The 25,093-nt window shown below is 61.5% G+C and carries 23 protein-coding genes and 1 pseudogene; 11 read left to right on the top strand and 13 right to left on the bottom strand.

The window, feature by feature from the left end; translation table 11 throughout:
• The first annotated feature begins 2 nt into the window (after positions 1-2).
• Positions 3-794: an MBL fold metallo-hydrolase gene (locus ACVIGB_RS01095; protein ID WP_456717496.1), complete on the top strand. Its 792-nt coding sequence runs from the start codon at positions 3-5 to the stop codon at positions 792-794.
• Between the two features lie 402 nt (positions 795-1,196).
• Here ACVIGB_RS01095 and ACVIGB_RS01090 read toward each other — a convergent pair whose 3' ends face one another.
• The gene (locus ACVIGB_RS01090) at positions 1,197-1,409 is read right to left on the bottom strand and encodes a hypothetical protein (RefSeq protein WP_456717497.1); all 213 of its coding nucleotides are present in this window, start codon (positions 1,407-1,409) and stop codon (positions 1,197-1,199) included.
• 156 nt (positions 1,410-1,565) lie between these two features.
• On the opposite strand from ACVIGB_RS01090, the gene ACVIGB_RS01085 reads away from it, so the two are divergent.
• Complete coding sequence (locus tag ACVIGB_RS01085; RefSeq protein ID WP_456717498.1) at positions 1,566-1,757, top strand: hypothetical protein; 192 nt, start codon at positions 1,566-1,568, stop codon at positions 1,755-1,757.
• Positions 1,758-1,802: 45 nt separating this feature from the next.
• Here the strand turns inward: ACVIGB_RS01085 and ACVIGB_RS01080 are convergent, their stop codons facing one another.
• The 3 genes and pseudogenes from ACVIGB_RS01080 to ACVIGB_RS01070 all read right to left on the bottom strand — a co-directional run.
• Positions 1,803-2,570: an ABC transporter permease gene (locus ACVIGB_RS01080; RefSeq protein WP_456717499.1), complete on the bottom strand. Its 768-nt coding sequence runs from the start codon at positions 2,568-2,570 to the stop codon at positions 1,803-1,805.
• Complete coding sequence (locus ACVIGB_RS01075; protein WP_456717500.1) at positions 2,560-3,420, bottom strand: ABC transporter permease; 861 nt, start codon at positions 3,418-3,420, stop codon at positions 2,560-2,562. The genes ACVIGB_RS01080 and ACVIGB_RS01075 overlap by 11 nt, the downstream gene beginning before the upstream one ends.
• Positions 3,417-3,884 (bottom strand): annotated as a pseudogene (locus tag ACVIGB_RS01070) (ABC transporter ATP-binding protein); the annotation flags it as partial. The pseudogene ACVIGB_RS01070 and the gene ACVIGB_RS01075, both read right to left, overlap by 4 nt.
• A gap of 115 nt (positions 3,885-3,999) precedes the next feature.
• On the opposite strand from ACVIGB_RS01070, the gene ACVIGB_RS01065 reads away from it, so the two are divergent.
• Positions 4,000-4,946, top strand: a protein-coding gene (locus ACVIGB_RS01065) for an IS630 family transposase (RefSeq protein WP_166081867.1) whose coding sequence is annotated in 2 segments (ribosomal slippage) — positions 4,000-4,339 and positions 4,339-4,946 — 948 coding nt in all. Because the reading frame shifts where the segments join, the coding sequence is not laid out codon by codon here.
• Here the strand turns inward: ACVIGB_RS01065 and ACVIGB_RS01060 are convergent.
• The 4 genes from ACVIGB_RS01060 to ACVIGB_RS01045 all read right to left on the bottom strand — a co-directional run bounded on the left by ACVIGB_RS01060 (position 4,882) and on the right by ACVIGB_RS01045 (position 9,528).
• On the bottom strand, positions 4,882-5,310 hold the full coding sequence (locus ACVIGB_RS01060; RefSeq protein ID WP_456717501.1) for an ATP-binding cassette domain-containing protein: 429 nt from the start codon (positions 5,308-5,310) through the stop codon (positions 4,882-4,884). The genes ACVIGB_RS01065 and ACVIGB_RS01060 overlap by 65 nt on opposite strands.
• The gene (locus ACVIGB_RS01055; protein WP_456717502.1) at positions 5,307-6,392 is read right to left on the bottom strand and encodes an ABC transporter substrate-binding protein; all 1,086 of its coding nucleotides are present in this window, start codon (positions 6,390-6,392) and stop codon (positions 5,307-5,309) included. The genes ACVIGB_RS01060 and ACVIGB_RS01055 overlap by 4 nt, the downstream gene beginning before the upstream one ends.
• A gap of 26 nt (positions 6,393-6,418) precedes the next feature.
• The gene (locus ACVIGB_RS01050) at positions 6,419-7,771 is read right to left on the bottom strand and encodes an LLM class flavin-dependent oxidoreductase (RefSeq protein ID WP_456717503.1); all 1,353 of its coding nucleotides are present in this window, start codon (positions 7,769-7,771) and stop codon (positions 6,419-6,421) included.
• Between the two features lie 158 nt (positions 7,772-7,929).
• Positions 7,930-9,528: an ABC transporter substrate-binding protein gene (locus tag ACVIGB_RS01045; protein WP_456717504.1), complete on the bottom strand. Its 1,599-nt coding sequence runs from the start codon at positions 9,526-9,528 to the stop codon at positions 7,930-7,932.
• A gap of 266 nt (positions 9,529-9,794) precedes the next feature.
• Here ACVIGB_RS01045 and ACVIGB_RS01040 point away from each other — a divergent pair, with 266 nt between their 5' ends.
• From ACVIGB_RS01040 to ACVIGB_RS01030, 3 genes are read left to right on the top strand one after another with little or no spacing between them, the layout of a single operon-like run.
• On the top strand, positions 9,795-11,402 hold the full coding sequence (locus ACVIGB_RS01040) for an ABC transporter substrate-binding protein (RefSeq protein WP_456717505.1): 1,608 nt from the start codon (positions 9,795-9,797) through the stop codon (positions 11,400-11,402).
• A 39-nt stretch (positions 11,403-11,441) separates the two neighbouring features.
• Positions 11,442-12,623, top strand: coding sequence for an acyl-CoA dehydrogenase family protein (locus tag ACVIGB_RS01035; protein ID WP_456717506.1), 1,182 nt, complete (start codon positions 11,442-11,444; stop codon positions 12,621-12,623).
• A gap of 24 nt (positions 12,624-12,647) precedes the next feature.
• Positions 12,648-14,048 (top strand): LLM class flavin-dependent oxidoreductase, encoded by a 1,401-nt coding sequence (locus tag ACVIGB_RS01030; protein WP_456717507.1) that lies wholly within the window; start codon positions 12,648-12,650, stop codon positions 14,046-14,048.
• Positions 14,049-14,065: 17 nt separating this feature from the next.
• On the opposite strand, the gene ACVIGB_RS01025 is transcribed toward ACVIGB_RS01030, so the two are convergent.
• Positions 14,066-15,268 carry an LLM class flavin-dependent oxidoreductase gene (locus tag ACVIGB_RS01025; RefSeq protein WP_456717508.1) on the bottom strand — a complete coding sequence of 401 codons (1,203 nt, stop codon included), beginning with the start codon at positions 15,266-15,268 and terminating at the stop codon, positions 14,066-14,068.
• 199 nt (positions 15,269-15,467) lie between these two features.
• Between ACVIGB_RS01025 and ACVIGB_RS01020 the strand changes: the two genes are divergently transcribed.
• The 5 genes from ACVIGB_RS01020 to ACVIGB_RS01000 all read left to right on the top strand — a co-directional run bounded on the left by ACVIGB_RS01020 (position 15,468) and on the right by ACVIGB_RS01000 (position 19,761).
• Positions 15,468-16,454: an ABC transporter permease gene (locus tag ACVIGB_RS01020; RefSeq protein ID WP_456717509.1), complete on the top strand. Its 987-nt coding sequence runs from the start codon at positions 15,468-15,470 to the stop codon at positions 16,452-16,454.
• A gap of 2 nt (positions 16,455-16,456) precedes the next feature.
• Positions 16,457-17,434 carry an ABC transporter permease gene (locus tag ACVIGB_RS01015; RefSeq protein ID WP_456717510.1) on the top strand — a complete coding sequence of 326 codons (978 nt, stop codon included), beginning with the start codon at positions 16,457-16,459 and terminating at the stop codon, positions 17,432-17,434.
• Between the two features lies 1 nt (position 17,435).
• Positions 17,436-18,440: an ABC transporter ATP-binding protein gene (locus tag ACVIGB_RS01010; RefSeq protein WP_456717511.1), complete on the top strand. Its 1,005-nt coding sequence runs from the start codon at positions 17,436-17,438 to the stop codon at positions 18,438-18,440.
• Positions 18,418-19,365 (top strand): ABC transporter ATP-binding protein, encoded by a 948-nt coding sequence (locus ACVIGB_RS01005; protein WP_456717512.1) that lies wholly within the window; start codon positions 18,418-18,420, stop codon positions 19,363-19,365. The genes ACVIGB_RS01010 and ACVIGB_RS01005 overlap by 23 nt, the downstream gene beginning before the upstream one ends.
• Before the next feature lie 165 nt (positions 19,366-19,530).
• Positions 19,531-19,761, top strand: coding sequence for a TfoX/Sxy family protein (locus tag ACVIGB_RS01000; RefSeq protein WP_456717513.1), 231 nt, complete (start codon positions 19,531-19,533; stop codon positions 19,759-19,761).
• A 232-nt stretch (positions 19,762-19,993) separates the two neighbouring features.
• Here ACVIGB_RS01000 and ACVIGB_RS00995 read toward each other — a convergent pair whose 3' ends face one another.
• The 4 genes from ACVIGB_RS00995 to ACVIGB_RS00980 form a co-directional block, all read right to left on the bottom strand.
• Positions 19,994-21,586: an ABC transporter substrate-binding protein gene (locus ACVIGB_RS00995; protein WP_456717514.1), complete on the bottom strand. Its 1,593-nt coding sequence runs from the start codon at positions 21,584-21,586 to the stop codon at positions 19,994-19,996.
• Between the two features lie 518 nt (positions 21,587-22,104).
• On the bottom strand, positions 22,105-22,452 hold the full coding sequence (locus ACVIGB_RS00990; RefSeq protein WP_456717515.1) for a DUF3088 domain-containing protein: 348 nt from the start codon (positions 22,450-22,452) through the stop codon (positions 22,105-22,107).
• 254 nt (positions 22,453-22,706) lie between these two features.
• Complete coding sequence (locus tag ACVIGB_RS00985) at positions 22,707-23,765, bottom strand: LLM class flavin-dependent oxidoreductase (protein WP_456717516.1); 1,059 nt, start codon at positions 23,763-23,765, stop codon at positions 22,707-22,709.
• A 63-nt stretch (positions 23,766-23,828) separates the two neighbouring features.
• Positions 23,829-25,052: an acyl-CoA dehydrogenase family protein gene (locus tag ACVIGB_RS00980; RefSeq protein WP_456717517.1), complete on the bottom strand. Its 1,224-nt coding sequence runs from the start codon at positions 25,050-25,052 to the stop codon at positions 23,829-23,831.
• Positions 25,053-25,093: the final 41 nt, after the last annotated feature.

Here is a 25,093-nt window from a genome sequence, read left to right as displayed (position 1 = left end):
GGATGAAGCTGCAGCTCCTTCGAAACGCGACCTTGAGGCTGAATTTCGGCGGGCGCACGATGCTCATCGATCCGTTTTTCGCCCCGAAGCACAGCCGCCCCTCTATTGCGGGACGCTCGCCAAATCCGCTGGTTGAGCTCCCCGTGAGCCCCGACCAAGCCCTCGACGGAGTCGAGCTTGTTATCGTCTCGCATCTGCATTCGGATCATTTCGATCCTTTGGCACAATCCCTTGTGCCAAAGGATATGCCGATTGTCTGCCGACCTGGCGACGACAGCAAAATCCGCTCTTTTGGCTTCGAAACGGTCACGCCACTTCACGGCCAACTGGATTGGCGCGATGTTAAGCTGACGCAGCGGGAAGGCCGCCATGGCTTTGGCCCGGTGGTCGAGAAGATGGGGCCGGTCATGGGGGTCAGCATTGAAGTAGAAGGCGAGCCGAGACTTTATTGGGCAGGGGACACCGTTCTTTACCCGCCGGTCGAGGAGACAATTCGAAGCACCGATCCGGACATCATCGTCATTCATCCTTCCGGTGCGTTATGGGAAGGCGCGTCGATCGGCATGGACGCTGAACAGGCCGCGACACTCTGCAAGACATTCCCGCGCCCGATTGTCGTTGCGACTCACCTTGAAGCTCTTGATCACGCGACGGTCACCCGAGATCACCTTCGGCAATTTTCGCTCTCCCAAGGAATCGCTGCCGAGCGATTGTTGATCCCTTATGACGGCGAATTGCTCGACCTCAGCGTTCCGGCCAGACCATTCGGATCAGGCGCTTGCTCCAACGGTTAGATGCTGTGCAGTACATAAGCCGCTTAGACGCTCCAGACTATCATGGCGAAGAACGGCCTCACGCCGCCAGTGGTAGACGCTGGCGTTGGACTCCCGGTTCGCCGTGGTCCTGGACGACTAGCTCCGATGCGGCCGATTAGGAGTGAGGAAGGTCCCGCGCATCGAGCGCTGCCATCATGCAGCTTGAGTCGCGACGCGTAATAAGGAGCGCGTCTCTCAAGGAGAGACACCCTGGCGAATGAGGGATGAAGCCTGCTGCGTCTTCCAGGCGCGTAGGAGGACTGATCGGCGAACACAGGAGGAATATTGCGCGTGCTCTTGCAACACTCCGCAGCGGCAAGCACCGCGACAGGACCCCACGCGAGGACAACTCGTTCGAGTGATCGAAATTCATCCATCCCGTTAAACGCTTCCTACCTCTAGAGAGGCAAGACTAGAAGAGTTTTCTAATTTGGTGGTCCAATACAAAATATCTTCCTGCCTGTTGTCGTCGAGACTCGGCAAGAATCTCATTCCATAGATCCGCGCGACCAAAGCCGCTTCGAAGTGAGCGGCCTGCAGATCGGCAGGCGGTGTGGCGAAGAAGTAACGTTTACGCTGTTCTTTCAAGCGCATCGCCCCTATGGACTCCACAAATCGCGACCAGCCAGTCACATTAGGGTCGGCATCGGGGCTGGAATATTTTGCTGTTACTAGACCATTTTCCCGCAGGAGCCGCGGGTCTCGCCCGCGGCTCCGTTTAGTTTTCACGAACCTAAACGAGAAGTGTCGATGGGTACCCACGCTTCAAGTGACGAGAGCATCCTGAAATTGTTTGAAAACATTCGCCTGCAGGTTGCGGCAGATACGCGGCTGGGCAGCAAACACCGTTTGCTGGGCGAGACGGCGAGACGGGAGGCGCTGCGACTTGAGGAAGAACTGCGTCGGAGAGGACTTCCTGTCACGCCGATCGTTTGGCGGTGATGGCGGGCCCGAAGGGGTAGAACCGATCCGCAACGACGCGAGTCTCTATCCCCTGCGCCAGGGTATGAGCCTCTGCTCGAGCCAGCTTGCTCCGTGGTCGATCACGAAGCCTACAGTGCCCACGACCAGGATGCCGAGCATGACAAGGTCCATGTCGAAGCGCTCACGGCCCGCGATGATGAGCCCTCCGATGCCGGGACCAGCCGCCATGAAGTACTCGGCGCCGATCGTGGCAAGCCATGCGTAGATCAGTGCGAGGTGGAGGCCGGTCAGAAGCGATGGCAGCGCGGCCGGAAAATAGACGTAGACGATGAACTGGAGGCGATTGAAGCGAAAGACTTCACCAACCTCGACCAGCTGTTCCGAGGTCGTATGCACGCCCTCGACGAGATTGAGAATGACCGGTATCGAAGCCGCCAGCGCAATGAAGACGACCTTTGCGGTCTCGTCGAACCCAAACCACAGCGAGATCAGCGGAATCCAGGCCAACAAGGCGATCTGCTTCATTCCGTTGAACCAGGTCGTGAAGATACGATCGGCAATGCGTGACAGGCCAAGCAGCAGTCCGACCAGGGTGCCGATACTAGAACCGAGCGCAAATCCTAGGAGATCGCGACGAAGGCTGGCGGCAAGCGCCTGAATGAGCTCGCCATTGCTCAGCTCCTCCCAGAAGCTGATCCCGACGTGCTCGAGCGGCGGCAGAAACTGTCGGTTCACAAGGCCGGAATGGCTTGCTATCTCCCAGAGCAGAAGCAGGCCGAGCGGGAGAACCAGTCCGCGGCCGACGGTCCTGAACGCGGCGCTATCGGACACGATCGATCCGCCAACGCTGCAGCCGGCCTTCGACCACAGCCAGCGCCTTGTCGCTGACGAAGCCGATAACGCCAATGACGATCATGGCGACCAGCACGGTGTCGAGCCAGAACATCTGGCGCCCCCAGACCAGGAGATAGCCCAGCCCCTCGGATGAGGCCAGCAATTCGACGCTGACCAGCGCGATCCATGCATGGGTCAGGCCGTAGCGCAGGCCGGTGAAGATCGGCGGCACCGCTCCCGGAAGCACGACGTGGCGCAGCATCTGCAAAGGTGTAAAGCGAAACGTCTCGCCAACTTCGACGAACGCCTTCGGCACATTCGCAATGCCGGCGCTCGTATTCATGACGACGGGTATGAACGTCGCCTTCGCGATCACCACGATCTTGAGCGCCTCGCCGATACCGAGCAGCAACATCGCCAGCGGGATCCAGGCAAGTGCCGGCACCTGCGCGATCGCCGTAAAGAGCGGCCGCACATATTCGTCCACGCGGCGCGACAGCCCCATGGCGGAGCCGATCACCAGGCCGGCGCCGGCGCCGACCACAAAACCATAGGCAACCCGCCGCAGGCTGTAGCCGGCATGCTGGGCGAGCTCGCCGCTCACGATCATGTCCCGCAGCGTGTGCAGGACATCGCCCGGCCGCGGCAGGATCTGTTCCGGCAGCCAGCCCCGATCGGCGCCGATGATCCAGATCGGAAGCGCCACCGCCGGCAACACCAGCAACCAGCCGAAAGCCGCCAGATGCCGACCGACCGCCGGCCCCGCAGGACCGGCGATGATACGGCGAATAGCAAAGTGCCATGATGTGCGTGGTCCGGCTGGCGTCCGGATTGCGGCGTCGGTCATGCGTCTGCTCCGCTCGACAGCTCTTTCGTGACCTCGCCGCCATCGCCGAGCGTCCTCAATATTTCGTTGCGGGTATGGATAAGCTCATCACTGCTTCGCGATCTCGGACGCGACGCCGTCACGTGGAAGATGCGGGCGACCCGGCCCGGTCGGGGTGCGAGCACGACGACGCGATCGCCGAGCAGCGCGGCTTCGTCGACGTCATGGGTCACGAGGACCGTGCTGATCTTCTCGTGCGCCCAGATCCGCTGAAGCTCGAGCTGAAGGCGCCCACGCGTCAATGCATCGAGCGCTCCAAAGGGCTCGTCGAGCAGCAGCAGCCGCGGGCGGTTGACTAGACCACGGGCAATGGCCGCGCGTTGCGCCATGCCGCCGGAGAGCTGGTGCGGATAGGCCTCGGCAAATCCGTCCAGACCGACCAGCGAGATATGAGCGGCAACCGTCTCCTTTTTGGCGCGCTCGCTGAGCGGCGCATTCTTGAGACCTAGAGCATTTTCCGACCGGAAAGAATCGGGTGGGGATTCCCAAAACGGCGCGAGTCAGATTCAAGCTGCATGCTGGCGAGGGAGGCCAGCATGTATGGCCAGGGCGCTTTCGGTTGATCTTCGCCAAAGGGTGGTAGCCGCGATTGACGGTGGCATGTCCTGTCGACAGGCTGCTGAGCGCTTTGGTGTCAGCGCGGCCAGTGCGATCCGCTGGCGCGGTCGTCTCAAGAAAGTTGGCGACATCGTTCCTAAACGCCAGGGCGGTGACCGCAAATCGCAGCGCATCGAAGCGCATTCGCAATTGATTCTGGAGGCGGTGACAGCGAGGCCGGATATCACGCTTGCCGAGTTGCGAGAACTGTTGAAACGTCGTGGAATATCGACTGGCATCGCGTCGCTCTGGCGTTTTTTCCAGCGCAGAAAGATCACACTTAAAAAAAGACAGCGCACGCCGCCGAGCAACGGCGCGGCGATATAAATGCCGCACGTGAGGAGTGGTTCGAAGGGCAAATCGACCTTGACCCTGAGCGTCTCGTCTTCATCGACGAAACCAGCGCCAACACCAAAATGGCGCGGCGTTACGGGCGCTCGCCACGCGGCGAGCGATGTCGTGCAGCTATCCCACACGGACATTGGAAGACGACGACATTCACCGCTGGATTGCGCTCCGACGGTCTGATCGCGCCGCTTGTTCTGGACGGTCCAATGGATGGCGACGCTTTCCTGGCCTACGTCGAGCAATTGCTCGCCCCATCGCTGCGGCCGGGCGATACCGTTATCATGGACAACTTGCCCGCTCACAAGGTCCATGGCGTTCGAGAGGCCATCCAGGCGGTCGGAGCTAGCCTGCTCTATCTTCCGCCCTACAGTCCAGACTTCAACCCGATTGAAATGGCCTTCTCCAAACTGAAAGCGCTGTTGCGGGCCGCCGCAGCGCGCACCATGCCCGATCTCTGGCAAGCAATCGCCAACGCTCTCAAACGCTTCTCACCCGAGGAATGTCAAAATTATCTCGTCGCGGCTGGTTACGACGCAACGTGATCGGAAAACGCTCTAGCGCGATGTTCTGTGCGACCGTTGCCCATGGGAACAGTCTCGGCTCCTGGAAGACGATGCCGCGATCGAGACTGGTCCCGGAAATCGTTTCGCCGTCCAAGCTGATGCTCCCGCGAAACTCGCGATCGAGTCCGGCGACCAACCGCAACAGGGTCGATTTCCCGCATCCGCTCGGACCGAGCAGGACCACGAACTCGCCTGCGGCAACATCGAGCGACACGTCCTTCAACGCCTCGATCATCGTGCCGTTGACAACAAACGATCTCGAAACATTGCGAATGTCGAGATGCGCGCCGCTTCGACCGGCGCTTGCAGATGGCGTCGCGTCCGCCTGCGACAACGCGGTCATTGCCCCGCCGTCAGCGGCTTGCCGCTCGCGTCATATTCGTGCCAATAGCCTACCAATCCCTGCTCCTTGAGCGCTGCATCGAGGAACGACCGGTCGAACCATCCGTCGATGTCGACGTCCCGGCGCAACAGACCGAATTCCTTGGCCTGCTTCGCCTGCACGCGATAGCTCTCAATGATCGAGGCATCGACGATCGGCGTATTGCGGTACTTCAACTCCTGATTGGAGAAGTCGAAGCGATAGCCCGACGCCGGGAAGCCGGTCCGAGATGAAATCTCGAAGAACGCTTCCCGATTGGCCTCCTCTGACGACCAACGCGCAGCTTTCACGATCGCAGAGACGATCTTCTGCGTGATGTCCGGATGCGCCTTGATGAAGGCCTCCTGCCCGATCAGCGTCGAGTGGCGCTCATAGGCCGGGTTATCACCCTTGGTCGTATAGATGATCTCCGCGATGTTCTTCTCGGCGAGGCCCGCCAACGGGAAATTGCCGAAAGCGGCGTCGATGTCCTTGGAGGTCAGTGCCGCGTTGGTCGTCGCGGTGTCCATGTTGATCACCTGAACGTCGCGCTCCTGAAGGCCGTTGCCGGCGAGCACCTTCACGGCGGCAAGGTGATTGTTGGTGCCTCGGAAGATCGAGACCTTTTTCCCACGCAGATCCGCAACCTTGCGAACCGGCGAACCAAAGGGCACGGCGAGATAGATCGGTGCGTGCGCGCCCGAAGCCAGCAGGATCTTCGTCTTCAGTCCATTCGCCCGGCCAATGATCTCCGGCAGATCGCCCTGGATCGAGAAATCGAGCTGGTTGTTGGCGAACGCCTCGTTGACCGCAGGGCCCGCCCCCTTAAAGAAATACCACTCGATCTTGACCTCGGGCCGGTCGCTGAACTCGCGATCGAGGTAGTGTTCGGAGTGCGCGACCCCGGCCGATGATCCACCCGAGAATTGACGGTTGTCGGCACCGACTGAGGCGAAGCCGATCCTGACCGTGATCGTATCAGCAGCCCAGCCCGGCGACGCCGCCGCGACCAAGAGTCCTGCTCCCGCAAGCAGGTGGCGGAGAAGCGTGCGTTTTCCGATCATGACGTGATTTCCTGCTGCATTTCGAACTATTCGGCGGCTACGGCCGCGGGGCGTCGCGCCGGCTGCGGGCGGCGCAGGCCGAGATGGTCGCGCAAGGTCGTTCCCTCGTATTCGTGCCGGAAGAGGCCGCGACGGCGCAACTCGGGCACCACCAGGCGGACAAAATCGGTCAGACCACCCGGCAGCGTCGGAGCCATGATGTTGAAGCCGTCGGCGCCGTAATTCTGGAAGCGCTCCTCGAGCTGGTCCGCGATCTGCGCTGGCGTACCGACCAATTGCCAATGACCGCGCGCGCCGGCGATCCGCAGATAAAGGTCCCGAACGGTCAGTCCTTCCCGGCGCGCCAGCTCGAGCAGAAGCGCCTGTCTGCTCTTGCCGCCCTCGGTCTCCTTTAGCGGCAGAATTGGTCCGTTCGGGTCGGCGTGGACGATCTCGGGCGCTCCGAGAAAGCCGGCGAGCAGATCGAGGCCGACCTGAGGAAGGATCAGTGACTGCAATTCGTCGAACTTCTCCTTCGCTTCGCTTTCGGTCTCCGCAACCACGGGAAAGATGCCGGGCAGGATCTTCAGTTCGTCCGCGTCCCGGCCATATTTTGATAATCTGCCCTTCACATCTGAGTAGAACGAGACGGCATCTTCGAGCGTCTGCTGTGCAGTGAAGATGGCTTCCGCCGTTCGCGCCGCCAGCTCCTTGCCGGGTCCGCTCGATCCGGCCTGCACCAGCACCGGCCGCCCCTGCGGCGACGGCGGGATGTTGAGGGGACCGCGCACCTTAAAATGACGGCCCTGATGGTTGAGGAGGTGCAGCTTCTCGGGATCGAAATACCGGCCGCTTGCGCGGTCTCGCTCAAAGGCATCGTGATCCCAGCTATCCCACAGGCCGAGAACCACGTCGGCGAACTCTTCCGCTCGGGCATAGCGCTCGGCGTGGGCGACGAGACCATCATGATTGAAGTTCAACGCGGCCGATGCTTCTGTCGACGTGACAAGATTCCAGCCGGATCGACCGCCGCTCAAACGATCGAGCGAGCCGAACTGCCGCGCCACGTTGAACGGCTCGCTGTAACTTGTCGAAACCGTGGCGACCAAGCCGATCCGGGACGTGACGGCCGCGAGCGCCGACAACAGCGTGATCGGCTCGAACGGATAGACCCCGCTGTGGGCCTTGTGGCTGGACGCTTCGATGCGATCGATGCGCACGCCGACCATGTCTGCCAGGAAGATAGCGTCGAACTTGGCGTCCTCCGCGATCCGGGCGAAATGCACGAAATCCGCCAGAGACTGACTGTCGGATGCCTGCGGCGAGCGCCACGCGGCGACGTGGTGACCGGTAAAGAGCAGAAAGGCGCCGAGAGACAGCCTCTCCTTGCGACGCGACATGCAGTTGTCCTTTGACTATCGATATTGCGGAGCGATTGTGGGCCGATATGACGATTGCTTTTCGCTTTGCGCAATCTCACAGATTTTCATTCTTGCAGCGTCCGGCGGTACGTCTCTTCTTCAGAAACGATCCGACGCGGAAGAATATGATTTTCGGATCATGCCGACGGGTCGATCCAGAGGTCGGCAAAGCTGCCGTTCAATCCTTCCCCGCCCGGCGCGAAGTTACGGACCTTCTTATTCGCGATGATCACACCGCCGGCCGCAACGAGGTCGACCGAGGCAACCTCCTCATGGATCACAGACTGGAACTTCCACCAGATCTCGCGCCGCTTCTCGACATTCGGCTCGATCGCCGCGGCCTCCAGCAACCCATCAACCTCGGCATTGTCGTAATGCGCGGCATTCGAGAACGGCAGCCCGATACGGAAGTTCTTCGACCAGTACGCGCGCTGGATCCCGAGGCTGGGGTCGAACGTGTTCGACAGGCTCTCGACGGTCAGGTCGAACGCCCGGTCGCGGTAGACGACGTTCAGGTAGGTCGCGAGATCGTATCGCTGGATCTCGATGTCGAGCCCGATACTGCGCAGAGAATTGCGCAGGAAGTCCGAAAGACTTGCCGGCAGGAACGGATTTTGCGTCAATTTCAGCTTGGCCCGGATCCCGCCTGCGCCGCGCACAATGCCCGCCTCATCCAGCAATTGCTCGGCCGCCTTCGGGTCGAACGGCCACGCCTGGATTTTGGGATCGTAGAATTTCGGCAGGGCTGTGCTGACCGGTGACGGCGAAACGAGCGCGTACCCATAAAAGACGATATTCAACAGAGCCTTCAGATCAATCGCGTGGGCGATCGCCTTACGCACGCGACGATCCCGCAGGAGCTGAGTGTCGAAGTTGAAAAAGAGCTGCTGCTGCGGGCCGGAATAGGCATAAGTGGTGGTGTCGACGACAAAGCGCTTGTCGACCTTGAACCGCTCGATGTCGCCATAGGGCACGGGGGTAGCTCCGATATCGACCTCTCCGGCCTCAAGCGCAGCAGCCCGCGCAGCCGGGTCGAGAATGACCTTGAGCACCAGGCGATCGATATAGGGCTTTGGCGCATCCCAGTAGTTCGGGTTGCGGACGAACAGGAGATGACTCCCGGGAACCCACTCGCGAAGGAGGAACGGACCGGTCCCGATCGTCTGTTCCAGCCGCGGCTGCTCGTCAGGCTTCAGCGCCGTATAGATATGCTTCGGCACGATCGGAGATTCGGCACCGGCCAATGCAGTAATGAGGTATGGCGCCGGCTTCGACAGCACGATGATGGCCGTCAACGCATCAGGCGTTTCAATCGTCTCGACATTTGCGAACGTGATCCGGCCGCGGGGATGAGCGATCTTCAGGCGTTCGATCGAGAACGCGACGTCGGCCGAGGTGAATTCCTTTCCGTCAGACCACTTCACGCCGGGCCTTAGCTGGAACGTGTAGCGCTTCCCGTCCGCGCTGATCGTCCATGACGTCGCCAGAACCGGCCGTGGATTGAGATCATAGTCGTAGGCGAGCAGTCCCTCGTTGATCTTGGTGCCGATGGTCTGCCCGGTTCCAGACGATGTGTTGATCGCAATGATCGCCGACGGATCAGGATAATAGACCCAATTCAAGGTACCGCCGGAGACAGGGCGGACTTCTCCCGCAACGCTCCTTGCCAACGGGAGCAGCGTGACAGCACTGGCGGCGAGCATGCCGCGATTGAACGTTCGGCGATCGAGCCCCATCACGTCACTCCGTCTCGTTTCAACTTTCCACAAATCGTCATTCGCTCGGCCACTCGGCGAAGTTCCCGACCACTGCAATGTTAGGCATGGTTCGCAGAGAATTTGCTTTTGTTGTTTGAAGCCACAACGCGTGTTCGCTTGCGCGGCCTACTGCGCGTACAGTAGCAACATTTTCATTATGCAATTTGACGTGTCGCGGGATTGATTGTCCGATCCTTCGATGAATTATTGACGCAACGACATTTGCGAATGACACGCGATCAAAGATGTACGAACCAACACGCCGACAGATTTCCAAGGCGCTTCTCTTCGCATCGGGCGCGCTCGCGGGCGGCTTTGCACCGCGACCTCTCTGTGCGGCTGAGGACATCCGCCGCGGCGGCACGTTGAATATCGTTATCCAACCCGAACCGCCGATTCTCGTCAGCCTCACCCACACCGCCGGCCCGACGACACGCGTCAGCCCGAAAGTCACGGAGGGGCTCCTGACTTTCGATCTCGACTTCCATCCGCGGCCTCAACTGGCGACATCCTGGACTATAAGCGAAGACGGGCTGCGCTACCGATTCGAGTTACGGCGCGGCGTGAAGTGGCATGACGGAAAGGAATTCACCGCGGCCGACGTCGCCTACTCGATCGAGCTTCTCAAGCAGTATCATCCGCGCGGCCGAGGCACCCTTGCATCGGTGCGTGAGGTCCTCACGCCCGATCCGCATATTGCGGAGATCGTGCTGGAAAAGCCGGCGCCATATCTGCTCGCAGCGCTTACGGCCTCAGAGTCCCCGATCGTTCCCCGGCATGTCTACGAAGGCTCCGATCCGCTCGCCAATCCGAACGGTCGTGCACCCATCGGGACCGGCCCCTTCGTCTTCAAGGAATGGAAGCAAGGCAGCCACATCCTGCTGGAGCGCAATCCCAACTATTGGGACGCAGGCAAGCCGTATCTCGACCGCGTCGTGATCCGTTTTATTGCCGACGCCAATGCCCGCGCCGTTGCGCTGGAAACCGGAGAAGTTCACTACGCGCCCGACACCCCAGTGCCGCTTGGGCAGATCGACACGCTCAAGGCCAATCCGAACCTGGTCATCGAGACGCGCGGTTACGACTACCAACCGGTCGTCTACCGGCTGGAGTTCAACCTTGCCAACCCTTATTTCGCGCGGCCCGAGGTCCGTCGGGCTGTGGCGCACGCCGTCGATCGCGAAGCGATCAATCGCGTCGTTTTCTATGGCTGGAGCCAGAATGCACCGGCCGCCATCAGTCCCGCGCTGAAGCAGTTCTACAATCCGGACATTCCCCGGCACGATTTCGACCCGAAGAAAGCCGAAGCGATCCTTGACGCAGCCGGGCTGCCCCGCGGTCCGGACGGCAGGCGCTTCGAGGTGTTTCACGACTACATGCCCTATAGCGAGACCTACCAGCAGCTTGGGGCTTACACGCGCCAGGCGCTCGCCAACATCGGCATCGGCGTCACCCTGCGGGCGCAGGACGTGCCGACCTGGTTCAAGCGCACCTATACCAATCGCGACTTCGACTTCATGAGCAACGGCATGAGCCACTCCTTCGACCCGACGGTCGGAGTGCAGCGGCTCTATTGGTCGAAGAACTTCAAGCCCGGCGTCCCCTTCTCGAACGGCTCGGGTTACAGCAACCCGGAGGTCGACCGGCTGCTGGAAGCAGCCGCCGTCGAAAGCGATCCCGCCAAGCGGCGCGAACTGTTCCGCGCCTTCCAGGTCATCATCGCCACCGACCTACCGGACATCAACCTGGTGACAGGGGCGAACCTGACCATCGCCAACCGCAAGCTGCGGAACCACACCGCCACCATCGACGGCCCGTCTGCGAACTTTGCCGACGTCTGGCTGCAAGCATGAGCAACATGCAAGCCTGAATAACATACAAGGCATCGCCGAATGAGTTTCGATCTCGACACATCAAATCCACATTTCACCAAGGCCGTCGATTTGCGCCGGATCTTCGCCAGGGACGCCGCAGAGCGTGACCGGGCCGGTGGAAAGCCGCTCGAACAGCTGGCTCAGCTCAAGGCCAGCGGCCTCCTCAATCTACTGATTCCGCAAGAGTTCGGCGGCTCCGGCGAGCGCTGGTCAACCGCACTCAAGATCGTCCGCGAATTCGCCAAGGTGGATGGCGCGCTGGGTCATCTCTATGGCTATCATTTCGGCTCGCAGCATGCAGCCCATCTGCGCGGCACTTCGGAGCAGGCGGCGGATGTCTTCCGGCGGTCGGCTGCAGGCAACTGGTTCTGGGGAAACACTGCCAACAGCTTCTCGAAGAGTCTGTTCGGCCGCAAGGACGGCGAAGGATACATCCTCGACGGTTATCGGCCCTTCACGTCGGGGTCCCACATTGCCGACTATCTCCAGGTCGCCTGGGAGGACCACGAGACAAACGCGCGCAGCTTCGCCGCCATTCCGGCCAATCGCGACGGCATTCGGATCGAAAACGACTGGGATGGGTTCGGACAGCGCCAGACCGGAAGCGGCCGAGTCACCTACACGGGCGTGCGGGTCCATCGCAATGAGGTACTGGACCACAAGCCCGATGGCGGCCGCCCCTATCAGACCATCACGCCGTTCTTGCAACAGTCCACATTGCTCAATGTCTTCATCGGAAGCGCACAGGGCGCGCTGATCACTGCCCGGGACTATACAAGGGAGAAGTCCCGCCCCTGGGTCCATTCGGGAGTTGAACGGCATACCGACGACCCCTGGATCAAGCGCGTCTATGGCGAGCTCTATACGCGCGTGAAGGCGGCGACGCTGCTTGCCGACGAGGCCGCAGCAACGCTCGATCGGGTGTGGGCGCGCGGCCGAGACCTGACCGCCCAGGAACGCGGCGAGGCGTCCGTGGTGATCGCCGGTGCCAACGTTCATGCCGGTGAGGTCGCGCTGGATGTCACCAACCGCATCTTCGAGGTGATGGGAGCGCGCTCAGCTACGATCGCCAATGGTTATGACCGCTTCTGGCGCAATGTCCGCATCCATACGCTGCACAATCCGGCCGAATACAAGACACGCAACGTGGGAACCTGGTTTCTCACGGGCGCCCATCCCGAACCATCCACATTCCAGTAACTGCGCCGAGTGCGCGAGGTGACCGTGTCCAAGATCATCCAAGTCAACGGCTTCGCCATCTTCAGTCCCGTCCACCTGTCACCTGGCCTGTGGCGTCATCCGGACGATCGATCCCTCGACTTTGCGACGCTCGATTATTGGACGGATGTGGCCAAGATTCTCGAGGCCGGCAAGTTCGACGCCATCTTCATTGCAGACGGAATCGGGATTCACGACGTCTACGCAGGCACGGCTGATGCGGCTCTCAGCACCGGCGCACAGATCCCGAAGCTCGATCCGATGCTGCTGGTCTCGGCCATGGCCCATGTTACCGAGCACCTTGGCCTGGGCGTGACCGCTCCCGTATCGTATGAGCCGCCCTTCGCGCTGGCCCGGCGCTTCTCGACTCTGGACCATTTGAGCAACGGGCGCGTCGCTTGGAACATCGTGACCGGCTATTCGAATGCGGCCTCTCGGGCCGTCGGCCGCGACACCGTCATGGCGCATGACCCGCGCTATGACCTCGCCGACGAATTCCTCGACGCTGTCTATGCGCTCTGGGAAGGGAGCTGGGACGATGAAGCCGTCATCGTCGATCCGATCCGCGGAGTCATCGCGGACCCGACGCGGATTCGCAAGGTCCATCACCATGGCGCACATTTCAAGATCGATGCCATCCATCTGGCCCATCCCTCGCCGCAGCGAACACCGTTCCTGTTCCAGGCTGGCGCCTCCAACCGCGGCAAGGATTTTGCTGCCCGGCACGCGGAAGCGGTGTTTCTCGGCGAACATTCAAAGACCCGCACTGCGGCAAACGTCGCCGAGACCAGAGCCCGTGCACGCGCGTTCGGCCGCGATGGCCGCGACATCCGCTTCTACGCACTCATGACCGTCATCGCCGGCGAGACCCGTGCCGAGGCGGAGGCCAAGTACCGTGACTACCAGCGCTACATCGACCCGAAGGGCTCGCTCGCCCTGCTGTCCGGTTGGACTGGCATCGACCTGTCGCGCTATAGCCTGGACGATCCGTTCCCAACGGTGAAGAAGGACAATTCGGTCACATCGATGATCGACTCGTTCTCGCGGACGGAGCGCCCCTGGACAATCCGCGAAATCATTGAGCACAACGGCATCGGCGGCCGCGGTCCCGTGATCGTCGGATCGCCTGCCGAGGTTGCCGATCAGCTTCAGGCCTGGGTCGACGAAACCGACATCGACGGCTTCAACCTCAGCTACGCCGTGACGCCCGGCGGCTATCAGGACTTCGCCGAGCTCGTCGTGCCGGAGCTGCAACGGCGCGGTGTCTACAAAACCGAGTACGCCGCAGGCACCCTGCGCGAAAAGATCTTCGGCCCCGGTCAAGCGCGCCTGCCGTCGTCTCATTCGGCGGCGCGCTTCCGCGATCACGCTGCGGCCAAAGCGCAGCGCGAAACCACGTCTGCTTGAGCCTCATGCACTCGTTTTCACCCGCCTTTGAGCTTTGGCACGGCGTGGCGCAACCCGGCCTGCTCCATCAGAGGCAATACGCGTCGGCCGAAAAACTCGAGGTCAGGCTTGAAGTCGAAGAAGCTGAGCTGAAGCCCGTCGACACCTGCCTTCTTGAGCTGCACGAATTGCTCCACAACCTGCTCCGGCGTCCCGATCACCTCAATGTTGCCGCCAATGGCACGCCGCTTTTGCGCATCGACGCCGACACGCCCCTTCCAGGCGTGCGCGTCGCTGGCAAAATTCTGCATGCTGGCTGTGGGATCGAGATGGGCCACGATCGCGTCGTGGTACTGCCAGGTCTCCCGCTCGGTCTCCCGGCAAATGACCATGGGATGCAACAGGGTGCGGACCTCACGGCCGACATCGATAGCCGACTGTTTGACGCGCTTTGTATGCGCCGGAAGCGCCTCGATCGCGCTTTCAAAGGACGAGCCGGCCGGGCTAGTGATGAACACGATGTCGGAATAGCGGCCCGCGAAGGCGATGCCGGCATCGGACCCGGTCGCGTTGACCAGGATCGGCCGGCCGAATTGCGGCTTGGGCGTCACGAACGCATTGCTGAGCTTCCAGGACGACTGGCCAGCGAAGGAGAAATTTTCCTCATCGCCCCACAGCCGCTGAAGCACCTCCAGGAATTCGGCAGCCAGCTCATAGCGCCGGTCATGCTCGATCTGGTTCCAGCCGAACGCTTCGTGCTCGATGGCGCGATGGCCGGTCACGACGTTGATGCCCCAACGGCCGCCCGAAATGTGATCCAGCGTCGCGCCGTACTTGGCGAGATGCAGCGGATGGATCGGGCCATAGAGAACGTGAATGGTCGAGATCAACATGATCCGCGACGTCACGGCGGCGAGCGACGCCGTGGTGACGAAGGAATCGAGGGCCTGGCCCGTGAACACGCCGCCATATCCGCCCTTCGGCAACCATTGCGACAGGGCGAAGACGAGGTCAAATCCCAACGCTTCGGCGACGAGCGTCAGATCGCGATTGTAGTCGAACGTCCAGGTCGTCGAACGCGGCAGGGTCGAGGCGCTCCAGCCACCTGCCTGTATCGGGAGAAACAAGCCAAGCAGCAACGGCTGCTTCAGCGATTTCGCCAGAGGGCTCTCGGGATATTGCGCGGGGCTCGGGAAGACCGGCCAGCCGACAATTTCGCCCGGCTTGTGCACTATCGTCATGATCATGTCCGTCGTGATGATGCGCGCGATCTGCTGACAGTTCACAGCACTCATACAGCCGCACGCGAATGCATCGACGTTGCTGATGCATTTTGCCGTTGTCAACCGAGCGACGGCGGCCGAGCAGATACGGCCACGTACCTATGCAACACCGAGCTCAACAGCAATTTGTCGACGAACCGCGGAAGTTAGAAGAATCATGTCGAGCATTGCGCGCATCGCAAAGACTTTTCGTCGTACGCTGTGGCAGGCGGTCCCGACCGTGATCGGGATCATCATCATTAATTTTTTTCTCCTTCAGCTTGCGCCCGGCGACGCCGCAGACGTCCTGGCCGGAGAGTCGGGCTCCGCAACGGTGGAAACGGTCGCCGCCTTGCGGGCTCGCTTCGGGCTCGACCAGCCTGTGCTCATACAACTGGTCACCTATCTGGACAATCTCGCTCACTTTAGCCTCGGCTATTCTCCACGCTACAACCTGCCTGTCGCCGATATCATCGGGCAGCGCCTGCCCGGCACCGTGGCTCTGATGGCAACCGCTCTCGTCATCGCGCTCGCCGGCGGCATCGCGCTTGGCATTGTGATGGCGACGTTCGCCGGGCGATGGCCGGACCGGGTGATCTCGATCATCGTCACGCTGTTCTACTCGATCCCCGGTTTCTGGATTGGCCTGATGCTGATCCTGCTGTTCTCGGTCAAGCTCGGATGGCTGCCGAGCGGAGGCTCCACGACGATCGGTTCAACCGTCAGCGGGTTTGGTCTCATGCTCGACCGGGCGCGCTACATGGTTCTGCCCGCGTTGTCGCTCTCTCTGTTCTACATCGCGATCTATTCGAGACTGGCGCGCGCCGCGATGCTCGAGGCAAAGGCGCAGGACTATGTGCGCACGGCCGCGGCCAAAGGCCTGTCGCCGCTCGCAATCACCGTGCGCCACGTTTTGCGCAACGCGCTGCTGCCCGTCACCACCGTTGCCGGCATGCATTTCGGCGGCCTGCTCGGCGGCGCCGTTGTGGTCGAGACGGTCTATAGCTTGCCCGGGCTTGGCCGCCTCGCCTTCGAGGCCGTCATGAGCCGCGATTTCAGCGTGCTGCTCGGAATTCTCCTCCTGTCATCCCTGCTCGTGATCATCGCCAACATGACGGTCGATCTCGTCCAGGCCTGGCTAGACCCTCGCATCGAGACCCGCTGATCATGACCGACACCGTTCTCCAATCTGCAACACAGACGCAGCGAAGCGCCGCTGGCCAGCCAGTTCCAGTACCCGACGATTACGACTGGCCGAACATTCATGCACCGGACACGCACGTCGTTGCCACTGACGTGGACCATGCGCGCCCTCACCTGTTTCGGCGCCTGCGGCAGAACCCCTCGGTCATTGCCGGTGGCCTGCTCCTCCTGTCAATCATCGTGGCCGCAGCCCTGGCGCCTGCGCTCTATCCAGGTGATCCTCTCGGGATGGTAGCGCGCCCTCTATTGTGGCCAGGACAGGATCTCGCCTATCCCCTTGGCACCGACTCGCTCGGTCGCGATGTTGCCGCAGGCCTGATGCATGGCGCGCGCGTCTCGCTCCTGATCGGATTTGTCGCCACCACGATCGGCCTCACGGTCGGCATCCTCATCGGCGCCACGGCCGGGTATCGCGGCGGGCGCATCGACGACGTCCTGGTTCGCGTGATCGAGCTTTTTCAGACGGTACCCAGCTTCATCCTGCTCATCGTCCTTGTGGCGATCGCCCAGCCGTCCATCGTCACGGTGACCTGGGCGATCGGCCTGGTCACATGGCCGACGATCGCCCGCCTCGTCCGCGCCGAATTCAGGGTGCTGCGCGAGAAGGAGTTCGTCATGGCGGCGCGGAGCCTCGGTTTCGGTCACACACGGATCGCCATTCGGGAGATTCTGCCCAATGCTCTTCCGGCGATCATCGTCACGGCATCGGTGATGGTGGCATCTGCGATCCTGATGGAGGCTGCATTGTCGTTCCTCGGTCTCGGCGATCCGAATGTCGTGAGCTGGGGCAGCATGATCGGCTCCGGACGCGAGTTGATCAGGACGGCATGGTATCTCACCGCGCTTCCCGGTGTCGTCATCGTTCTCACGGTGCTGTCGCTGAACCTGATCGGCGACGGACTGACAGACGTGCTCAACCCTCGATTCAGCCGGGAGCGCTGACGTGACCGGCCTGCTCGATGTCCAAGACCTCACCATCGGCTTTCCGAACGCCACCCCGGTGCGGAACCTGAGTTTCAGCGTTGCGCCGTCGGAGACGCTCGCCGTCGTCGGCGAATCCGGCTCTGGCAAGTCGCTGACAGCGCTCGCGCTGCTGCGATTGCTGCCCAAGACGGCTCGCATCGCATCGGGTCGTATTCGGCTTGGCGGCGAGGAGCTTCTCGCACTTTCCGAGATCGAGATGCGTCGACGGCGCGGGCGCGACATCGCGATGATCTTTCAGGAGCCGATGACGTCGCTCAATCCGGTGCTGACGATCGGGCGACAGATCACGGAAGTGCTCTATCTGCACCGCGGCCTGAGCAAGGCGCAGGCGCGCCGCGAAGCTGCCGCACTCCTCGACCTCGTTCGCATTCCCAATCCGGAAGCCTGCCTGGAGGACTATCCGCACCGCCTCTCGGGTGGGATGCGTCAACGCGTCATGATTGCCATTGCGGTTGCGTGCCGCCCCAAGATCCTGATCGCCGACGAGCCGACGACCGCGCTGGACGTGACCATCCAGGCGCAGGTGCTCGAATTGCTCGATCGGCTACGCCGCGAGCTCTCATTGTCACTCCTGCTCATCACCCACGACCTCGGCCTCGTCGGCCAATGGGCCGACCGTGTCGTCGTCATGTATGCCGGCCGGAAGGTCGAGGAAGCTGCGCCAGGCGCGCTGTTCGATAATCCCCTGCATCCCTATACGCGTGGGCTGTTGGCGGCCTCGCCGCGCCTGCACGATCGGCTGCACTACAGAAACGCCAGGCTATCCGAGATTCCCGGCAGCATCGCCTCTGCCGCCGCCCAAACAGGTTGTCCGTTCGCCCCACGTTGCCCGGAACGGTTCGCGCCCTGCCGAACCGAGTTCCCGCCCGAACGGGAGCCGCAGTCCGAGCGGCGCGTGGCCTGTCACGCAGAACTCGCCCACTCCTCGCACGGTACGATCCATGACACTGCTGTCGGTCTCTGAACTCAGGACAACCTATCGATCGGGATCGGCGCCGGTCCACGCGGTCGATGGCGTTTCGCTCGACATCGCGCCCGGCGAGACCGTGGGTCTGGTCGGCGAGTCCGGCTGCGGCAAGTCTACCCTGGGCAAGACCATTCTCCGGCTGGTTGAGCCGTCTGCCGGTCGTATCACGTTCGATGGCACTGATCTCACCACACTGCCGGAGCAGAAATTGCGGGCCTACCGCCCCAGACTCCAGATGGTGTTTCAGGATCCGTTCGCATCGCTCAATCCGCGGCAGACGATCGGCGATATCCTTGGCGCGCCGCTCGACGTCCACCATATCGGCTCGCGCAGCGAGCGGCGTCAGCGCATCGACGAGATCCTCTCGCAAGTGGGCCTGCCCGAGGATTCGGCATCGCGCTATCCTCACGAGTTCTCGGGCGGTCAGCGCCAACGGATCGGAATCGCACGGGCGCTGATCCTGGGCCCGGACCTCATCATCTGCGATGAACCGGTGTCCGCGCTCGATCTATCAGTGCAGGCTCAAGTCCTGAACCTGCTCGCCGACATCAAAAGCCGTCTGAAGCTTTCATTGCTGTTTATTTCGCACGACCTTTCGGTGGTGCGATATCTGTCGGACCGCGTTCTCGTCATGTATCTCGGCCGTATCGTTGAAAGCGGGAGTCATGAGCAGATCTGGAAAACTCCGCTGCACCCCTACACCCGCGCCCTGATCGACGCCGTACCGGACCCGGCGCGCAGGCGATATTCGGCTCCCTTGCCGGGCGACCTGCCGGACCCCCGCAACGCGGCCAAGGGCTGCCGCTTTCAGCCACGCTGTCCGTTGGCGACCGAGCTGTGCGGGCGAGAGGATCCGGTGCTGCGCGGCAGCCCAACAGGCCAGCACGTGGCTTGCCATCACGCGGATCTGCCGGCCAGCTAGGACGTGGCTCCAAGGGCTGGGCCGTAACTCGGCTGTATCCATCTGGCATCTTGGCGTTGCGAATGTCAGCCAACCGTGGCTCCATCCACGCTTCTTCCAACCGATCGCTTCGCGTTCGAGGCATCGGATTGCCTTTCACATGCGTCTCGCTTTTGGGATCTTCGCATGGTTGCGAGCACCGAATATGCCGAGTGTCTGCGCGAGCAACTGACTCCGCTGGGCCACATTACGATGCGGCGAATGTTTGGAAAAACGGGCGTATTTTGCGATGGAGCGATGCTCGGGATGGTCACCGAAAATATCCTGTATTTTCGGGTCGACGACGAAAACCGGGCGATCTTCGAGGAAGCTCGTTCGTCACCCCCCTTGAACTATGCAAAGGGGGAAAACTTATAGACCTCGCCTTCTGGCGCGCGCCAGATCGACTGTTCGACGACGCAGAGGAGTTTATCAACTGGGCTCGTTTAGCGTTAGCGGCAGCGCACCGAGTTGCCGGAAAGAGGAAGCCTTCGAACCCAACGGCCTTCGTACCCAAACGCCCCTAATCCACAATTGCGAGGTTGGCCTTTGGCCCTTCCGCGACCTCGAGCGCCGTCCGCCATCGAGCCACGGTTGGTCCAAGCGCAAGTCAGGCACGCAGCCAGACATCGGCGAAATTGCCCTGCGGACCGGCGCTATCAATGGTGTGACCGACGACGCGCTTGTTGTAGACTGTCACGGGCTTACTGAGCATCAATGGAAGCACCGGAAGCTCATCCGCCACGATCTCCTGGAAGCGGTCGATCGACGCCTTGCGCCCGGCCACGTCCGCCTCCACGGCAATCTCGGCAAAGAGCCTGTCGATCTCCGGATTGGAGTAGTGGCTCGCATTGGTGAACGCGACGCCCTTTCGGTAATTGTCGGTCGTGTAGAAGCGCTGCAATCCAACCGTTGGATCGAACATGTTCGTGAATGGATGGAACGTGAAATCAAAGTCCCGGTCCGTGTAGACACGCTTGAGATAGCTCGGAAAATCCTGTCCACGAACGGTCACGTCAATGCCGACCGCAGCAAGCGCGCTCTTGAGCGCCTCACCGCTGCGCTTGAAGTTCTCGCCAAACGGCTGGAAGTCGTGCGTAAGAGCAAAGCGCCACCGGCCCTTCAAGGGAAATCCGGCCTCGTCGAGTAACCGCGCAGCCGCCTTCAGGTCGTAAGCATAGGTGGGCACCTTGGAATTGTAGAATCGTTTCAGCGTCGGGCTGACAATGCTGACCGTCCGCTCTCCGAGACCGTACCAGGCCACATTGAGAATGACGGCCGGATCGACCGCATGGGCGATCGCCTTGCGCACCTGAATGTTCCTGAGGATGGGATGATCGAGGTTGAACTCGATGCCGTAAAGCGTCGGCGAATATTCGTAGCCTCGCGTCTCCAGGCCTAGATGAGAAATCTTCTGGAAGCGCTCGAGATCCAGCGGCGAGACCGGCGTCGATCCACCCAGATCGAGTTCGCTGGTTTCGAACGCCACAGCGCGAGCTGCTCCATCCGGGATGACACGAACCAGCAGGGCCTCCAGATACGGCTTGGGACTGTCCCAATAGTTGGGGTTGCGGACGTAGCTGACATAATTGCCCAGGACCCATTCCTTGAAAACGAAGGGACCTGTTCCGATCGGCGCACGGTTGTTGGGATTCTGGAGCGGATCGCCCTTGCCCTGATAGACGTGTCGCGGAACGATCGGCGACTCCCCGGCCGCGAGCGCATAGAGCAGATATGGCGCCGGCCTGGAGAGCTTCAGCACCACCGTGTGCTCATCGACAGCCGTCGCCTCGATGAGGTTTGCGAACGTTGTGCGACCGCGTGGATGCGCCGACTTCAATAGGCCCACGGAGTAGACGACGTCCGCCGACGTGAAGGCCTGTCCATCGTGCCAGCTTACGTTCCGGCGCAGCTCGAAACGATATTGCAGGCCGTCCTCGCTGACGCTCCAGGCCGTTGCAAGCTGAGGCTTGGGATTGAGATCGAAGTCGTAGGCCAAAAGACCCTCGACGACCTTGGTGCTCGCCTGGATTGCCGGTCCCTCCGTCGTGTTAAAACACACGAGGGTAGTCGGTTCGGGGTGAATGACGAAGGACAGCCGCCCTCCGGCACGCGGCCCCCCCTCCTGGGCTCGGGTGGACGTCGAGACCGAGAGCGCGGCTGCGGTCCCTGCAACGAAGCCTCGCCGGGACATCAGTGTCATGAGCTGTTCCCAAGACCCGGGGAAGCTGGCGAGCGATCCGTAGAGCTCGCGCGGTTTGGCGTGGACCGCTTCCGAGCTGCAACCTCGACGGCCTGATTCGATATGCTGGTCGCCAAACCGATCGGCAGCGGCTTCTCCTGCTCGGCCACAGCTGACTGGCCGATCGCCAGAATGCCCAGTAGAGCAAAGCCAAATGCCGCAGATGCAATTCGCAACACCTGACTCGCCGGCCGACGCCGCGGCCTTGAATTGTCGTAAGACACTGTCTTCCTTTCCTGGATATCGATCCTGGCCCCGACCCTTGCGGCCAGCCTCATACACTCGGAAACGAACGAGTAGGCTGTCGCGTGAGACGCACGATCCAGACCGCCATCCGATCGTGAGCTCACGCGACAGCCGTTCTGATCGACAGCCCCGCCCCGCGCGTGGGCCCGCCGGCTCAGAACTCTCCCCCAGGAGATCCAGTCTCTACCTGCTTTCCTCCGTTGCCGCTTTGCAATGGCGATCTCCATCCCGACCTACTGATGGACATGTGGAAAGGTGTAGCGATCGGCGAGATAGCGGAGTATTCGCTCCGATGAGTCGATGAACCGCCAGCCATTTGCGACATCCGCATCGTCGGGTACCGGACGGGTCTGATCGAAGACGAGAATTGGAAGCGATTGGTGCTCCTCTCCGAGAAGTTCCACGATCTCGGCTCTCGGTCGCGCGAATGACAGGCGATGCACCTCGATCTGAGTTGCCAGCCCCGGAAACGATGCCAGCAAGCCTTCGATCGCGTTGCAGTGCGGGCAGACGAAGAACCGCCCCGGCTGTGCCGGATCTTCAAATCCTGGCTTCAACAGGAAGAGGCGATCTTTGCTCATCACCGTTCTCCGAAATGCCCCTCACCAAACCTGCGTGATTCGCGCCGAGGGTCTGCGACACTCGATTGTGCTAGCGCGGTCGATTTCGTCTCATCGTGCGCCACACATCGTAGCGCTGGATCGTAAGTGCGAATGATCCTCAGTCAATGAAATGGAAGGAGCGTTGTTTTGGCCTATTTGTACTGACCGCTTCGCGTGCCAGCGTCGATCTAGAAGGATCATCATCCGGTCGGCCATAACCGCTTCATGCTTAGTCACGCCGCCCTTGCCTGCAGGTGCCGCACGCGAGGAATCACATGCTCGGCAAAGCGCCGCATGTTCTCGTCGACCGGCTGGAACTGAAGCATGAAGAGCTCGACACCGATCTTGTTGAATTCGAGAATCCGGCGCGCCACTGTGTCATAGCTACCGACGAGGCGCGCAGAGGTCCCTCCGTTCGTTCCTACCCTTGCCTCCTTGGCCGCCGTCTTGAACATCTGCGCATCGGGGTCGGCGTTGGCGACGAGGCGCGCCCGGGTCGGCTTGTCCTGGTCGGCAATCGTGAACAGCTCGACGAGCTCGCTCTGGGCTTTCGCGTCGGTCTCGCGCGCGACCACGAAGGCGGACATGCCGAAGCGAATCGTCGCGCCGCGGCGCGGCCTTCGCGCGACGTCCTGGATCAGCGAGCGAATGTCGTCGAGCGGCTGCCCATTCATGAAATAGACGTCGGCAGCATCTGCTGCGAGTGCGCGCGCAGCCTCGGACTCTCCGCCAAGATAGATCGTGGGACGTGAGCGGAATCTATCACCCGGACGGAGCTGATAGGACTCGACGCGAAAGTGCTCGCCCCGGAAATCCACACGCTTGCCGACGGTCAGCCCCTCGACGATCTCAATCCATTCTCGACCATAGGCATAACGATCATCGTGATGGGGGAAGCCGATCCCGGCGCGCTCCAGTTCCGGCCGGTACCAGGCGTTCACGAGATTGATGGCGAACCTGCCTTCACTGATATCCTCGATTTGAAGCGCCATCTTGGCGAGGACCACCGGGTGCACCAGCAGCGGCTTGATCGCCGCGATCAGTTCGATCTTGTTCGTGACTGCGGCCAATGCTGCCGCGCCGGTCCAATTCTCCAGTAGATCCTGATCGTCACCACTTGGATGGATGATGTGCTGCGCAAGAAGCGTCGAGTCATATCCGAGAGCCTCGGCGTCGCCGATCTGGCGGCGAATGCGCGGCCAAGATGCGTCTGGCGGGTCGAGAGGATGGTGCCGTGAGGCCCAGCTGCCGTGGGTCAGCGCCCACACACCAAATCGCAAAGGGGACGCCATCGTTTCAGTCTTCCTCGCCAGTTGGGAAACGCAACCGGCCACCCGTTTCGGAGCAACGAGGGCTCATGGCGCCCCAATGCGGTATTGCCCCGGCGGAGGCGTTCCGTTGACGGCGAAATCACCGACGATGCGATCACGGTAGACACGCGGATTGTGTGTCGCGATGGTTCTGGCATTTCGCCAATAGCGATCGAGCGCCAGGTTTTTCGCCGTCGACGAGGCCCCGAGCGCATCGAAGATGATCGTAGTTGCCTCCAGAACCAAGTCTGAAACGACGGTCACGGCCTGATCGAGCTCGATCTCGGCGATCGCGATCGCGGCAACCGTTCGATCCGGATCGCCCGGCAGCTGCGCCTCATGAGCGCGCTGCAACGCTTCGGCGACCTTCAAGACGATTACGCCTGCCGAATACGCGTTTCCGCGCACTTTCCCAATCACCTGGAGGATCTGCGGGTCGGCCGCGGCGCTGTCCGCATTTCCGTGGCTGAAGACGCGCGTGCGCTTTCTGACCAGCCCCGCCACGTCGTTGGCCGCCGCACGAGCGATACCGGCGAGCGTTGCAAGATGAACGAGCTGATAGAATGGATTGGAATACTTGAAGCGCTCGTTGACCGGAATGACCTGATTGCCCTCCACCGGGATGTCGGTGAATAAAGTTGTCCCGCTTGCGGTCAAGGCCTGGCCAAAGCCATCCCAGTCGTCGAGGACCTCGACGCCCGGGGCATGGCGTGAGACGACCACGCCAACCGGATCGCCATTCTCATGCTGGGCGGCAGTATTGATCCAATCGGCAAACAGCGTCCCCGTCGTGTAATACTTCTTGCCGTTCAGCACCAATTGACCGCCCTTGCTCGACACCGTTGTCGAGAAGGCCCGCAATTTGGTGTCGCCGACTTCGCTGTGCCCGTTCCCGAAGAACGTCCTGTCGCCGATCCGGCGCAGCCATAGTTCGCGTCGCTTTCGATCGGGCGAATTGATGACGTCCTCGGTGAAGCCGAAATGCGATCGAACCGCATTCGTGACGTTGGAGTCGGCTTCCGACAACTCGATCAGAAGGTTGAAGAGCTCCGGGAGGTTGGCTCCGGCACCTCCGAAATCCCTGGGCACGCGCACGGCGGTGAAGCCGGCTTCGCGCAAGGCCCTGATCTCGTCGTACGGCAAGCGCCGCTCGATATCACGTACGACCGCGCCCTCTCTGATCGACTTGAACAATGGCCGGAACGGCGCGGCGAGCACCTCATAGCGCGCCGACGGGCCGCTGCCCCAGGCAAGATCGATCTGCGACATGATCATCCTTCTGACACGTTCGACAGCCGGACCCTACCGGC

Source organism: Bradyrhizobium sp. USDA 4341 (assembly GCF_054063755.1).
The sequence above is the reverse complement of the archived record's forward strand: the minus strand, read 5'-3'. Positions and strand labels throughout refer to the sequence as shown.